The organism is Halalkalibacterium ligniniphilum, assembly GCF_000334155.1.
Classification (GTDB): Bacteria; Bacillota; Bacilli; order Bacillales; family Bacillaceae_D; genus Halalkalibacterium; species Halalkalibacterium ligniniphilum.
Map to the genome: position 1 here is coordinate 1 of NZ_ANNK01000079.1, position 14,013 is coordinate 14,013.

A 14,013-nucleotide genomic window follows, 5' to 3' on the forward strand; every position below is an offset into this window, starting at 1 on the left:
AAAACCGCCCATTTCTAAGTAATGTTTGACAAAAGAAGAAAGTATGTTTAATAATGAGGAAGATTTTAATTTATTCTGAAAGGGGGAGGACCGTACATGGCCGATTATTTAGTAATCGTTGAATCTCCCGCCAAAGCGAAAACGATTGGTAAGTATTTAGGTAAAAAATATACGGTAAAAGCCTCAATGGGGCATGTTCGTGATTTACCCAAAAGTCAAATGGGTGTAGACATAGAAAAACAATATGACCCCAAATATATTACGATTCGTGGTAAAGGGCCTGTATTAAAAGAACTAAAAACTGCCGCCAAAAAAGTAAAACGAGTCTATTTAGCGGCTGACCCCGATCGAGAAGGTGAGGCGATTGCTTGGCATCTCGCCCATAGTTTAGATATTGATGAAAAATCTGACTGTCGTGTTGTTTTTAATGAAATTACAAAACAAGCCATAAAAGATGCATTTAAAACACCGCGACCGATAAATATGGACTTAGTCGATGCTCAACAAGCAAGACGAGTGCTTGACCGACTTGTTGGTTATAACATTAGCCCATTATTATGGAAGAAAGTGAAAAAAGGATTAAGCGCCGGACGTGTTCAATCCGTTGCTGTAAAAATGATTATCGACCGAGAAAAAGAGATTCAAGCTTTTGTTCCTGAAGAATATTGGAGCATTCAAGGCTCATTTTCTTTAAATGGAGAAAACTTTGAAGCGAAATTTTACGGGATGAATGGTGAAAAAGTTGAACTTCATTCAGAGGATGAGGTCAAAAACGTCCTCGCCAAGCTAAAAGGAGAGGAGTTCCTCGTTGAATCTGTGAAGAAAAAAGAACGGAAACGAAATCCTGTCACTCCGTTTACAACCTCTTCATTACAGCAGGAAGCCGCACGTAAGCTGAATTTTAGAGCCAAGAAAACAATGATGATTGCACAACAGCTTTATGAAGGAATCGACTTAGGCAAAGAAGGCACTGTTGGTCTCATCACATATATGCGTACCGATTCGACACGAATTTCTGAGCTTGCGCAATCGGAAGCAAAGCAATACATTGAAGAAACATATGGAGAAGACTATTCCAGAAAAGAAAAAAGAGTGACGAAGAAGGATAAGAAGGCTCAAGACGCCCATGAGGCGATTCGGCCAACGTCGGTGTACAATGACCCAAGGACTATTAAAAGCTACCTTTCCCGTGATCAGTTCCGTCTTTATAAATTGATTTGGGAACGAATGGTAGCAAGTGAAATGGCTCCTGCGGTGATGGATACAATGACCGTTGATATGACGAACGAAGGTGTTCAATTCCGTGCAACAGGGTCGAAAGTAAAGTTCCCTGGCTTTATGAAAGTGTATATTGAAGGAAATGATGACGGGAAAAAAGAGGAAGATCGACTGCTTCCTAATCTACAAGAAGGACAAAAGGTAAAGAATGAAGCAATCGAACCAAATCAACATTTTACCCAGCCGCCACCAAGGTATACAGAAGCCCGGCTTGTAAAGACAATGGAGGAGCTAGGAATTGGACGTCCTTCAACGTACGCTCCAACACTCGATACGATTCAAAGACGTGGCTATGTTGCTCTTGATGAAAAGCGCTTTGTCCCAACCGAACTTGGAGAAATTGTTTTAGAGCTCATCACTGAATTTTTCCCTGAGATCCTTGATGTTGAGTTTACGGCAAAAATGGAAAATGATCTTGATTCGATTGAAGAAGGTCAGCATGAGTGGATTGAAATCATTGACGACTTCTATAAAGGATTTGAGAAGCGTTTAAAAGTAGCGGAAGAACAAATGAAAGAAGTAGAAATTAAGGATGAACCTGCTGGAGAAAATTGTGAACAATGCGGGCATGAAATGGTCTATAAAATGGGGCGTTATGGTAAGTTCATGGCTTGTTCAAATTTCCCAGATTGCCGAAACACAAAAGCAATCGTTAAAGAGATCGGAGTCAAATGTCCTACCTGTAAAGAAGGTAATATTGTAGAGCGTAAAAGCAAAAAACGTCGTACATTTTATGGGTGTGATCGCTACCCAGAATGTGATTTTGTTTCATGGGATAAACCAATTTCTCGCCCGTGTCCGAAATGCTCGGGCCTACTCGTGGAGAAGAAAACGAAAAAAGGTGTCAACGTGCAATGCGTATCATGTGACTACAAGGAAGAGGTCAATTAGAGATTGCTCTACATTCGTGGCAATTGTATGACAAGTTCTTTTTTTCAATATTTAATGGTTGAAGGTTTCGATAAAATCGATTATGATGTTAGAGGCCTTGAGCTATAAGCCCTTAGCTTTTTTTAAAAAGTGGGACAAGTCAAGTGGAGCTTTGTCCCCGCTTTTAGATAACCCCCTATTAAAGCGCGGCCTTTAATTGGGGGTTTGATGTCCTTGAGGTTGTTAAAAAACAAGAAAAGAAGAAATGGATCATGAATAGCAAATTCGTATTTACTATCATGCGGTGAAGCTCGCCGTGTTGAATGAACGGAGGACTTAAAATGTCAAACCAGACAGTCAACGTGATCGGTGCAGGCTTGGCTGGAAGTGAAGCGGCTTGGCAATTAGCTCGTCAAGGTGTTCAAGTGCATTTATATGAAATGCGCCCAGTAAAGCAAACCCCTGCCCATCATACTGATAAATTTGCTGAACTTGTTTGCAGTAATTCCCTTCGCGCGAATTCATTAACGAATGCCGTCGGTGTACTAAAAGAAGAAATGAGACAGTTAGACTCTGTCATTATCGGCGCAGCGGATGACAGCGCAGTGCCAGCAGGCGGTGCTCTGGCTGTTGATCGCCATGAATTTGCTGCAGCTGTTACAGAGCGAGTACGGAATCATCCGAATGTAACGGTATTTAATGAAGAAATACAAGGGATTCCAGAAGGGCCAACGATTATTGCAACGGGCCCACTAACCTCTCCTTCCTTATCCAAAGAGCTACAAGCATTAACGGGGGAAGAGTACCTTTATTTCTATGATGCGGCAGCACCAATCATTGAAACAGACTCCATTGACATGGATAAGGTGTACTTAAAATCTCGTTATGATAAAGGGGACGCTGCTTATTTAAATTGTCCGATGACGGAAGATGAGTTTAATCGTTTTTATGAGGCGTTAATTTCGGCTGAAACTGTGCCATTGAAAGAATTTGAAAAAGAAATCTTTTTTGAAGGCTGCATGCCAATTGAAGTGATGGCAAAGCGTGGCAAAAAAACATTATTGTTTGGGCCGATGAAGCCAGTAGGATTAGAGCATCCAGAAACGGGAAAACGGCCATATGCAGTTGTTCAGCTTCGCCAAGATAATACATCAGGTACGCTTTATAACATCGTCGGTTTTCAAACCCATTTAAAATGGGGTCCACAAAAGGAAGTCCTTCAATTAATTCCTGGATTGGAGCAAGCGGAAATTGTTCGATATGGTGTCATGCATCGTAATACGTTCATTAATTCACCGAATTTGCTTAAGCCGACATATCAATATAAGGAGCGTAATGATTTGTTTTTTGCCGGGCAAATCACAGGGGTAGAAGGATATGTTGAATCAGCAGCAGCTGGTTTAATAGCCGGGTTGAATGCCGCTCGTCTTGTGAATGGAAAGGACGTATTAACCTTCCCTGAAACGACAATACTTGGTAGTATGGCCCATTACATCACAACGGCTAACCCTAATAATTTCCAGCCGATCAATGCGAATTTTGGATTGCTGCCACCACTTGAAGAAAGCATTCGGCAGAAAAAAGAACGAAATGAAAAGCTTGCACAACGAGCATTACAGGCAATTCAGAATTTTGTGAAAAAAATGTAAATTATCTTGCGAGGGCTACTAAGATGTGATAGAATTTAGTAGCTCTGTGAGGTGGTAATGTGGAAAAAGCCGAAGGACAGGAATGGATGAACCATTTTTTACGATTTATCCAAGTCGAAAAAAATCATTCCATGCATACAGTAACAAATTACAAACGCGACCTTGAACACTTCTATGATTACATGAAGCAGCATTTAACGAGTTCGTTTGCTGCTGTTTCGTATGCTCATGTGCGTCAGTATTTAACGAGTCTGTTTGAAAAAAAATACGCACGAAATACCGTGGCAAGAAAGCTATCCTCTTTACGAAGTTTTTATAAATTTCTACTGAGAGAACAACTTGTTACTGAAAATCCTTTCAGTATGACCCATACACCCAAAGGAAGCACTCGTTTACCAAACTTCCTTTATGAAGCGGAAGTGGAGCAGCTATTTTCTGCTTTTGAAGGGGAAAAGCCATTGGATTTACGAAACAAGGCGTTGCTTGAACTTCTTTACGCTTCTGGTCTTCGTGTTAGTGAATGCTGCCAATTATCGATCAAGGACATAGATTTTTCAATTGGTACGGTTTTCGTTACAGGAAAAGGAAACAAAGAACGATATGTACCTGTTGGTTCATTTGCATGTGATGCATTGAGCATGTACCTGAAATCAGGTCGCCCTAAGCTGCTGGAGAAGGGGAAACAGCAAACAGATCGGCTCTTTCTCAATTACCGTGGAGGACCATTGTCTGAAAGAAGTGTGCGAACAATCCTTCATCAGTGCATGGAAAAAGCAGCATTACGAAACCGTATTCGACCTCATGATCTTAGACATACCTTTGCAACACATTTATTAAATAACGGGGCTGATCTCCGAGTTGTGCAAGAATTGCTTGGTCATGAGCATTTATCTACGACACAAGTGTATACACATGTAACAAAGGATCGATTAAGAGATGTTTACTTATCCCATCACCCGCGCGCAAAAGGATGAATGGGGCTGAAGGAGGAAATGGTGATGGAAGCTATTTTTCATGCTACGACAATTTTTGCGGTGCATCATAACGATCAATGTGCCATGGCTGGTGATGGTCAAGTTACATTTGGAAATGCAGTTGTGATGAAGCATACGGCTAAGAAAGTTCGCAAAATTTATCATGGGAACGTATTAGCTGGGTTTGCTGGCTCAGTCGCGGACGCCTTTACCCTATTTGAGAAATTTGAAGGACGATTAGAAGAGTATAACGGAAACCTCCAGCGCGCAGCTGTTGAGCTCGCAAAGGAATGGCGTAGTGATAAAGTGTTACGGCGTCTTGAAGCAATGTTGATCGTGATGAACAAAGAACATTTGCTGCTCATATCAGGAACAGGTGAAGTGATCGAGCCAGATGATGGGATTCTTGCGATTGGCTCTGGTGGTAATTATGCGTTAGCTGCAGGTAGAGCATTAAAAAAGCATGCTCCAACTTTGTCTGCCAAAGAAATTGCCACAGCAGCTTTGGAAACCGCTGGTGAGATTTGTGTGTATACGAATCAAAACTTAGTTGTAGAAGAACTGTAACGGTCGATTAGATTGATAGCGTGGAGGATGATGACATGAAAAATGCGTTAACACCAAGACAAATCGTTGAACGACTCGATCAGTATATTGTTGGGCAGGATGCAGCGAAGCGTTCTGTGGCGATCGCACTTCGGAATCGATACCGACGTAACATGCTTGATGAAAAGCTTCGTGATGAAGTAACTCCAAAAAACATCTTAATGATTGGTCCGACAGGTGTAGGTAAAACGGAAATTGCTCGCCGCTTAGCAAAGCTTGTTGGAGCACCTTTCATAAAAGTTGAAGCGACAAAATTCACAGAGGTTGGATATGTCGGCCGTGATGTGGAAGCGATGATTCGTGATCTTGTGGAAACATCTGTTCGTTTGGTGAAAGAGGAAAAAATAAAGGATGTTCGTCCAGAAGCAGAAACACAAGCGAACCAGCGACTTGTTGAGCTTCTTGTACCATCCGAAAAAAAACAAGCAGCTTACAAAAATCCGTTTGAAATGATTTTTGGACAACAGCAAGACCAGAAAGACATGGATGACGCTGTAGAACAAGAGGGGATTAAAGACCGCCGCAACAGAGTAGCCCACCAGCTTGCCTTAGGTGAGCTCGAGGATCACTATGTTCAGGTCGAAATTGAAGAGCAGTCCCATAACTTATTTGATATGTTCCAAGGCGCCGGCATGGAACAAATGGGGATGAACATGCAGGAAATGCTCGGTGGTATGCTTCCCAAAAAAAGAAAAAAACGCAGATTGACTGTTTCTGAAGCGAGAAAAGTTCTCATTGAAGAAGAAGCCCAAAAGCTAATCGACATGGATGAGGTGACGCAAGAAGCTGTTTCAAAAGCAGAACAATTGGGTATGGTCTTCATAGATGAAATCGACAAAGTTTGCGGTAAAAGTCAGCAATCAGCTGATGTCTCACGAGAAGGTGTACAACGGGATATCCTACCAATTGTCGAAGGTTCAACTGTTGTCACAAAATATGGGCCAGTTAAGACGGATCACATTTTATTTATCGCGGCGGGGGCCTTCCATATTGCAAAACCCTCAGATTTAATTCCCGAATTACAAGGGAGATTCCCGATTCGTGTTGAATTGAAGAATTTAACAGTGGATGATTTTGTCCGTATTTTAGTAGAGCCTGACCAGGCCCTTTTAAAACAATATGCGGCACTTTTAGAAACGGAAGGTATAAAAGTTCGATTTACTGACGAAGCTGTTCGTAAGATTGCGACAATTGCAACGGAAGTGAATCAAGAAACTGAAAATATTGGGGCCAGGAGACTTCATACATTGTTGGAACGATTGCTCGAAGATTTATCTTTCGAAGCACCAGAAGTAACGCTAGAGGAAATCACGATTACCCCAGCATATGTAGAAGAAAAATTAGCAACGATCGCAAAAAATCGAGATTTAAGCCAATACATTTTATAATTTTAGGAGGCGTTTTTACAATGGATTTATTATCAAGAACAAGAAAAATTAATGAGATGTTACAAAAATCTGGTGCACAGCATGTTAATTTTAAAGATATGTCTGAAACATTAGGTGAGGTTATTAGCGCAAATGTGTTTATCGTTAGTCGCCGTGGAAAGCTTTTAGGCTTTTCAATCAACCAAGAAATTGAAAACGACCGTATGAAGAAAATGTTAGAAGACCGCCAATTTCCAGAAGAGTATACGGCCGGATTGTTCAAAATTGATGAAACGTCAGCAAACCTTGACATTAATAGTGAATATACAGCGTTTCCTGTAGAGAACAAAGATTTGTTTCAAACAGGTCTGACGACGATTGTTCCTATTTTAGGAGGGGGACAGCGTCTAGGTACACTTATCCTTGCTCGTTTGAACGAGTCGTTCAATAATGATGATTTAGTGCTTGCAGAGTATGGTGCAACAGTTGTAGGTATGGAAATCCTTCATGAAAAAACCCAAGAAATTGAAGAGGAAGCACGGAGTAAAGCCGTTGTACAAATGGCAATCAGCTCTCTTTCCTACAGTGAGCTAGAGGCCGTTGAACATATTTTCGAAGAGCTAGACGGAAAAGAGGGGCTTCTAGTCGCAAGTAAAATTGCAGACCGAGTTGGGATCACTCGTTCAGTCATTGTAAATGCTCTTCGAAAGCTGGAGAGTGCAGGAGTTATTGAATCTCGCTCTTTAGGAATGAAGGGAACGTATATTAAAGTTCTTAACGATAAATTTTTACTAGAGCTTGAAAAATTAAAGGCGAAATAAATAAAACAATTGTCGGTAGGCAAAAAGCTGACAAACTTTACAATGTTGTAAAGTTTGTCAGCTTTTGTCATTTCCGAGGAGAAAATTATGAAAAATGATTGAAATTGTATAAAAAAAAGTAAATTTAGAAGAAAAAATTGATTGGAAGATGTTTCATGTGAAGCCGCAATCATGTAAGATTAGAATAGACTTCAATCGACATTATTGGTAAAAAATCACCAAAAAACGGCCTAATCCGTGCCAAATGTCACCTGATAAAATAAAGCACCTTGAGTCTTTTCGACTTTTTGTGACTATAGTCCATATTTTTCGTTAGGGCTTTCCTATCGAAAAATGAAACATTTGTATACCTATTAGACATTTGAGGACGAATTGTATAAAATTCATCCTATAAACTAATGAAAAAATGACTAAGAATGTCGAATGATAAAAAATCCATTTTTCGGAAAGTTTCACTTTCCAGTTTGAAAGGATGAATGGAATGAATTTGTTTGCTGGCGCTTCTTTTTCTGCTCTAGAAAGAGGGTTGGATGCTTCCTCACTTCGACAAAAAGTTATTTCTCAAAATATTGCCAATGTCGATACACCTAATTACAAAGCGAAGCAGGTTAATTTTAAACATGTATTTAACGATGCCCTTGAACGTCAACGGTTGCATGCGAAGCGTACCGACGAACGTCACTATGAATTTGGTCGCTCCCACCAGCAGCCCTATGTCGAAAGTGTCAGAAATACAATGTATAACCATAACAACAATAATGTTGATATTGATTTGGAAATGGCAGAGTTGGCCCAAAACCAAATCTATTATAATGCGCTAATTGATCGAGTAAATGGTCGTTTTAATAGTCTGCAATCAGTCATTCGAGGAGGAAGGTAGAAGAGATGTCGATTTTTAACAGCCTTAATACTAGCGCCTCTGCTTTGACATCCCAACGACTTCGGATGGATGTCATTTCTGCGAATATGGCAAACGCAGAATCAACGAGAGCTAGGTTTGTGAATGGAGAATGGCAGCCATATCGTAGAAAAATGGTCGTGATGCAGCCGAATGAAAAACAACCTTTCGCTGCACATTTACATAATGCGATGAGTCAATCGAGTCACAGCAGTGTTGGGAATGGAGTGAAAGTATCTGCCATTGTGGAAGATCAGACCCCGTTTAAGCTTGTCTACAACCCTGAGCATCCTGATGCAAATGAAGAAGGCTATGTTCAAATGTCGAATGTTGACCCTTTGCGTGAAATGGTAGATTTAATGAGTGCAACTCGCTCGTATGAAGCGAACGTAACGACGTTAAATGCGTCAAAAAACATGCTGATGAAAGCATTGGAAATTGGACGTTAGGAGGACTGAGCATTGGATATACGTGTAAATCAATCACCTTTTCTTAACACGATACAACCTAACAGCCCTCGTCAGTATACACCGGCAGAGGCACAGGATACATTTAAAAAAGCCTTAAATGACGCTATTAATAATGTAAATAACCTACAAAATTTATCCTCAAACAAAACAGAACGATTAGCAAAAGGTGAAATTGATGATCTACATGATGTCATGATCACTGGTCAAAAAGCATCGATTGCCTTACAAGCAACTGTGGAGGTCCGAAATAAGGTAATTGAAGCCTACCAAGAAATTATGCGAATGCAAGTATAAGAGTTAAAGAATAATTAGCATAAGACAAAGATTGTTAGGTGTATGGCAGGAGGCCCCGTGAAGGTATGAATGAGAAAGTGAAGCAATTTTTAGAGCGTGCAAGAGAATACTGGAAAAATCGAACAAGGACGCAAAAAGGAATCTTTTTAGGCTCGCTAGTAGGTATCGTTGCTTTAGTAGCGGTCCTTTCTTTTTTAGGAAATCGAACAAGTTTCGTGCCATTATATAGTAATTTGACTTTGCAAGAAACGGGCCAAATTAAAGAAACATTAGATGCGAGAGGGATTGCTTCACAGGTTTCAGCAAATGGAACGTCGATCCTTGTTCCAGAAACGCAAGTAGATACATTGAAAGTAGAATTAGCTGCTGAAGGATTGCCTCAAAGTGGAAGCATTGATTACTCCTTCTTTAAAGATCAAGTAGGCTTTGGGATGACGGATAATGAATTTTCTGTCATCGAGCGAGCTGCAATGCAAACAGAGCTAGCAAATTTGATTCGAAATGTAGAAGGTGTTAATCAAGCCAACGTTATGATTACGTTACCGGAAGAAAGCGTATGGGTTGCGGACCCTGAGCAGAGTGCAACGGCCTCTGTTGTTGTTGATCTAGCGCCTGGCTACGAGCTCCAACCAAACCAGGTTCGGGCACTCTATCATCTCGTTTCAAAGAGTGTCCCAAACCTCCCTATAGAAAATATCGTCATAACGAACCAAATGTTTGAGGATTATCCGTACGAAAATGAAAATAGTTCAAATTCAACCTTATCAGCCTATGAACAACAACGTGAGATTAAAAGAGATATTGAACGGGATCTAACGAGAAATCTCCAGCAAATGCTCGGTACGATGATGGGAAGAGATAAAGTTCTCGTATCTGTTACGACTGACATAGATTTCACACAAGAGAATCGTCAGGAAGAGCTCGTTGAGCCGGTCGATGAAGAAAACATGGAAGGCTTAGCTGTTAGTGTGGAAAACATAAACGAAGCCTATAGTGGTGAAGGAACTGAAGCAGGTGGCGTTGTTGGTACTGGAGATGAAATTCCGAATTACGTAGGTGCTGCTGGAACGGGTCCTTACGAATATGAATCTGCTGAAGAGCGGATTAATTATGAAGTAAACCGAATACGTCGTGACATTGTGGAAAGTCCCTATAAAATTCGCGATTTAGGGATTCAAGTCATGGTTGAGCCCCCTGATGGTGAAGAGGAATTAGAGCAACAACGAATCGATGAGATTCAACAAATATTAAGCACGGTTGTGCGGACAAGTATATCGGGAGTTTATGCCGATGAACTAACAGATGAAGAGCTAAACCAAAAGATCTTTGTTTCTTCACAACCATTTAATGGAAAGGTCGAAGTTGACCAAGAAGTTCAAACGGCGATTCCAATGTGGATGTATATTGTCGGTGGTGCACTTCTTGCTATCATTGCCGTTTTACTCTTCCTATTACTTAGAAAACGGAAGCAAACAACAGAAGATATCGCTTTAGAAGAAACAGAAGAAGCGCAAGAAGAAGTGCCGGAATTACCAGAGGAAGATATGAGCATTTCTGCGACAAAACGCAGACAGCTTGAAAAAATGGCTCAAGAAAAGCCAGAAGAATTTTCAAAACTACTTCGAACATGGTTATCTGAGGACTAGGAGGGTCAGGTGTGGCAATGGCGAGTAAAGAGTTAACAGGGAGACAGAAAGCAGCGATCCTCCTTATTTCCCTCGGGCCGGATGTCTCTGCACAGGTGTATAAGCATTTAAGCGAAGAAGAAATTGAACAATTGACTTTAGAGATTGCGAGTGTTAGGAAAGTAGAGAGTCATTTAAAGGAAGAGGTTTTAGAACAATTTCATTCACTTGTGCTGGCCCAAGATTATATATCTCAAGGTGGGATTGGCTACGCAAAAAGTGTTCTTGAAAAAGCACTAGGCGAAGGAGAGGCGATGGATATTATTAATCGTCTCACTTCGACTTTACAAGTACGTCCATTTGATTTTGCAAGAAAATCCGATCCATCACAAATTCTAAATTTTATTCAAAATGAACATCCGCAAACCATTGCTCTTATTCTTTCTTATTTAGAATCGGTGCAAGCAGGACAAATACTTTCTGAACTACCACAAGAAGTTCAAGCGGATGTTGCAAAAAGGATTGCCTTAATGGATAGTACGTCTCCAGAGATTGTAAATGAAGTGGAAATGATTTTGGAACAGAAGCTCTCGGCGACGGCAACGCATGATTATACGGATGCTGGCGGAATTGAAGCAGTAGTAGAAGTACTCAATAGTGTTGACCGCAGTACAGAGAGAACGATTTTAGATGCTTTAGAAATTCAAGATCCTGAGCTTGCAGAAGAGATTAAGAAGCGAATGTTTGTCTTTGAAGATATTGTTACCTTGGATAATCGCTCAATACAGCGAGTGATCCGCGATGTTGAAAATGAAGATCTACAACTTGCCCTTAAGGTTGCTAGTGAAGAAGTAAAAGAGATTGTCTTTAGTAATATGTCACAACGGATGGCAGAAACGTTTAAAGAGGAAATGGAATTCATGGGGCCTGTTCGGCTTCGCGATGTTGAGGAGGCGCAGACAAGAATTGTTGCCACGATTCGTCGCTTAGAAGAGGCGGGTGAAATCGTCATCGCTCGTGGCGGAGGGGATGATATTATTGTCTAAAATCATTAAGACATCATACCTTAGCGAAACGAAAACAGAGTCGAAAGTCATCGAATTACGAACCATTTTACTCGAACGAGATTTTTCTCTTGAAATAGAGAAAGACGAGCTGGAAGAGCCAGTCTATGATCTTCCTAGCCAAGAGGAAGTAGCCGAAGCGATCAACAAACAGCTTGCTGAAGCAAAAGAGAAGGCAAAAGCGATTGTGACAGAGGCCGAGCAACAAAAGGAATTCATTGAAAAAGAGATGAAAGCACGACAAGAACGTGCACAGCAAGAAATTGAGAACGCCCGTAAAGCAGCAGAAGAGCAAGGCTATCAGGCTGGCTTCTCTGAAGGTCAAATAGCAGGAGAAGCAAGCTACAGTGAACAAATTTCTGAAGCGAAAATTCTCGTTGATCTAGCCAAAAAAGACTATCTTGAAACAATCGAAGAGGCGGAACCAGTCATTATAGAACTTGCTGCTGCTCTTTGTCAGCGGATTATTGAAACGAAACTACTGGAAGACGAGCAATTGTGGGATCGACTCGTTAAACAAGTCATTCAGGAAGTTCGCGAGCATGATCAAGTAAATGTGTTTGTCCATCCAAAATGGTACGAACGAACGTTGCAACAAAAAATTGAGCTGAGTGGTATTATCGGCCATCAAGAGATGCTCTATGTCTATCCTGATGCAACACTTCCGGAAAATGGCTGCACGGTTGAAACAAAGTTTGGAAGAATTGATGCGTCACTTGATAGTCAGCTTTCAGAATTAAAGCAGCAGCTACTGGAAAAATTGAAGGAGGGTAACGATGAACGTTAAGTCGTTAGTCAATATCGTACCTACCCTCTCTCCTTACAAGAAGTATGGAAAAGTGACACAAGTCGTCGGTCTTACAATTGAATCGAAAGGTCCTCAAGCCTCTATTGGTGATCTTTGCTATATCATTACGGGAAAACACGGACAAACGAAAGTGAGAGCTGAAGTTGTCGGATTTCGGGACGAGCATGTTTTATTAATGCCATTGAATGGGACGACTGACATTTCGCCTGGAAGTCTTGTTGAGGGGACTGGTCGACCGTTAGAAATTAAAGTTGGCTCAAATTTAATCGGTCAAGTCATTGATGGGTGTGGTCAGCCTCTCAGTGGTGAGAAGCTACCGAAAGGCTTAACACCGTTTCAGACAGAGAACGATCCACCGAATCCTTTAGAACGACCAAGAATCACAGAAATGATGAGTTTGGGTGTTCGTGCAATTGATAGCCTATTTACTGTGGGAAAAGGTCAAAGGATTGGAATTTTTGCTGGAAGTGGTGTTGGAAAAAGTACGCTTTTGTCGATGCTGGCGAGAAACTCGGCAGCAGATGTAAATGTATTGGCTTTAATAGGAGAGCGGGGGCGGGAAGTTAAAGATTTTATTGAGAGAGACTTAGGTGAAGACGGCTTACGTCGCTCGATTGTTGTTGTTGCCACTTCTGACCAGCCTGCATTGATGCGGATAAAGGGAGCCATGACGGCAACGGCAATCGCTGAGTATTTTCGCAATCAAGGCTTTAATGTGAATTTGATGATGGATTCTGTAACTCGTTTTGCGATGGCACAGCGAGAGATAGGTTTAGCAGTGGGGGAACCGCCAACCACAAAAGGATACACACCTTCTGTTTTTGCTATGTTACCGAAACTATTAGAACGTTCAGGAACAAATCGAACAGGAAGCATTACGGCTTTCTACACAGTACTTGTCGATGGAGACGACTTAAATGAACCGATTTCTGACGCTGTAAGAGGAATATTAGATGGACATTTGGTCTTGGACCGAAAGCTCGCAAATAAAGGACAATTCCCCGCTATTAATGTGTTAAAAAGTATTAGCCGTGTAATGAATGACATTGTCGACCCACGACATCGTGCTGCTGCTGACAGGTTGAGGTCCTTATTATCTACGTACTATGATGCAGAGGATTTGATTAATATAGGGGCCTACAAGCGAGGCTCATCAAAAGAGATTGATGAAGCAATTCTTCGTTATCCTGAAATCATTGATTTTATCAAGCAACAAACGGATGAACAAACGAACGCAGAGGAAGCGATTGCTCAACTGATGAACATCTTTGGGGAAGGGTGAATAAAAG

At 41.1% G+C, this 14,013-nt stretch carries 13 protein-coding genes; all 13 read left to right on the forward strand.

Going from position 1 to position 14,013, the window contains the following annotated elements; translation table 11 throughout:
• Window positions 1-96: 96 nt before the first annotated feature.
• The 13 genes from topA to fliI all read left to right on the forward strand — a co-directional run bounded on the left by topA (window position 97) and on the right by fliI (window position 14,006).
• The gene (topA, locus tag BLT_RS0108165; RefSeq protein ID WP_017727299.1) at window positions 97-2,169 is read left to right on the forward strand and encodes a type I DNA topoisomerase; all 2,073 of its coding nucleotides are present in this window, start codon (window positions 97-99) and stop codon (window positions 2,167-2,169) included.
• A 320-nt stretch (window positions 2,170-2,489) separates the two neighbouring features.
• Complete coding sequence (gene trmFO / locus BLT_RS0108170; protein WP_017727300.1) at window positions 2,490-3,797, forward strand: FADH(2)-oxidizing methylenetetrahydrofolate--tRNA-(uracil(54)-C(5))-methyltransferase TrmFO; 1,308 nt, start codon at window positions 2,490-2,492, stop codon at window positions 3,795-3,797.
• Window positions 3,798-3,856: 59 nt separating this feature from the next.
• The gene (gene xerC / locus BLT_RS0108175; protein WP_017727301.1) at window positions 3,857-4,771 is read left to right on the forward strand and encodes a tyrosine recombinase XerC; all 915 of its coding nucleotides are present in this window, start codon (window positions 3,857-3,859) and stop codon (window positions 4,769-4,771) included.
• Between the two features lie 24 nt (window positions 4,772-4,795).
• Window positions 4,796-5,338, forward strand: a complete 543-nt coding sequence (gene hslV / locus BLT_RS0108180; protein WP_017727302.1) for an ATP-dependent protease subunit HslV — start codon at window positions 4,796-4,798, stop codon at window positions 5,336-5,338.
• Window positions 5,339-5,373: 35 nt separating this feature from the next.
• Window positions 5,374-6,765, forward strand: coding sequence for an ATP-dependent protease ATPase subunit HslU (gene hslU / locus BLT_RS0108185; RefSeq protein WP_017727303.1), 1,392 nt, complete (start codon window positions 5,374-5,376; stop codon window positions 6,763-6,765).
• Window positions 6,766-6,785: 20 nt separating this feature from the next.
• Entirely contained in the window at window positions 6,786-7,565 is a 780-nt protein-coding gene (gene codY / locus BLT_RS0108190; protein ID WP_017727304.1) for a GTP-sensing pleiotropic transcriptional regulator CodY, read from the forward strand.
• A gap of 481 nt (window positions 7,566-8,046) precedes the next feature.
• Window positions 8,047-8,445, forward strand: a complete 399-nt coding sequence (gene flgB / locus BLT_RS0108195; RefSeq protein ID WP_017727305.1) for a flagellar basal body rod protein FlgB — start codon at window positions 8,047-8,049, stop codon at window positions 8,443-8,445.
• A gap of 5 nt (window positions 8,446-8,450) precedes the next feature.
• Window positions 8,451-8,912, forward strand: a complete 462-nt coding sequence (gene flgC / locus BLT_RS0108200) for a flagellar basal body rod protein FlgC (protein ID WP_017727306.1) — start codon at window positions 8,451-8,453, stop codon at window positions 8,910-8,912.
• Window positions 8,913-8,924: 12 nt separating this feature from the next.
• A complete protein-coding gene (gene fliE / locus BLT_RS0108205; RefSeq protein ID WP_017727307.1) occupies window positions 8,925-9,227 on the forward strand; it encodes a flagellar hook-basal body complex protein FliE in 303 nt (100 codons plus the stop codon).
• 65 nt (window positions 9,228-9,292) lie between these two features.
• Window positions 9,293-10,873: a flagellar basal-body MS-ring/collar protein FliF gene (gene fliF / locus BLT_RS0108210; protein WP_017727308.1), complete on the forward strand. Its 1,581-nt coding sequence runs from the start codon at window positions 9,293-9,295 to the stop codon at window positions 10,871-10,873.
• A 17-nt stretch (window positions 10,874-10,890) separates the two neighbouring features.
• Entirely contained in the window at window positions 10,891-11,898 is a 1,008-nt protein-coding gene (gene fliG / locus BLT_RS0108215; RefSeq protein WP_081599633.1) for a flagellar motor switch protein FliG, read from the forward strand.
• On the forward strand, window positions 11,891-12,703 hold the full coding sequence (fliH, locus tag BLT_RS0108220; protein ID WP_017727310.1) for a flagellar assembly protein FliH: 813 nt from the start codon (window positions 11,891-11,893) through the stop codon (window positions 12,701-12,703). The genes fliG and fliH overlap by 8 nt, the downstream gene beginning before the upstream one ends.
• Window positions 12,693-14,006: a flagellar protein export ATPase FliI gene (gene fliI / locus BLT_RS0108225; RefSeq protein ID WP_017727311.1), complete on the forward strand. Its 1,314-nt coding sequence runs from the start codon at window positions 12,693-12,695 to the stop codon at window positions 14,004-14,006. Before fliH ends, fliI begins: the two co-directional genes overlap by 11 nt.
• Window positions 14,007-14,013 lie beyond the last annotated feature (7 nt).

What these genes read in the sequence shown, in the direction of transcription:
- topA (WP_017727299.1), top strand. Translation starts at nt 97, where the DNA reads ATGGCCGATTATTTAGTAATCGTTGAATCTCCCGCCAAAGCGAAAACG.
- trmFO (WP_017727300.1), top strand. Translation starts at nt 2,490, where the DNA reads ATGTCAAACCAGACAGTCAACGTGATCGGTGCAGGCTTGGCTGGAAGT.
- hslV (WP_017727302.1), top strand. Translation starts at nt 4,796, where the DNA reads ATGGAAGCTATTTTTCATGCTACGACAATTTTTGCGGTGCATCATAAC.
- hslU (WP_017727303.1), top strand. Translation starts at nt 5,374, where the DNA reads ATGAAAAATGCGTTAACACCAAGACAAATCGTTGAACGACTCGATCAG.
- codY (WP_017727304.1), top strand. Translation starts at nt 6,786, where the DNA reads ATGGATTTATTATCAAGAACAAGAAAAATTAATGAGATGTTACAAAAA.
- flgB (WP_017727305.1), top strand. Translation starts at nt 8,047, where the DNA reads ATGAATTTGTTTGCTGGCGCTTCTTTTTCTGCTCTAGAAAGAGGGTTG.
- flgC (WP_017727306.1), top strand. Translation starts at nt 8,451, where the DNA reads ATGTCGATTTTTAACAGCCTTAATACTAGCGCCTCTGCTTTGACATCC.
- fliF (WP_017727308.1), top strand. Translation starts at nt 9,293, where the DNA reads ATGAATGAGAAAGTGAAGCAATTTTTAGAGCGTGCAAGAGAATACTGG.
- fliG (WP_081599633.1), top strand. Translation starts at nt 10,891, where the DNA reads ATGGCGAGTAAAGAGTTAACAGGGAGACAGAAAGCAGCGATCCTCCTT.
- fliI (WP_017727311.1), top strand. Translation starts at nt 12,693, where the DNA reads ATGAACGTTAAGTCGTTAGTCAATATCGTACCTACCCTCTCTCCTTAC.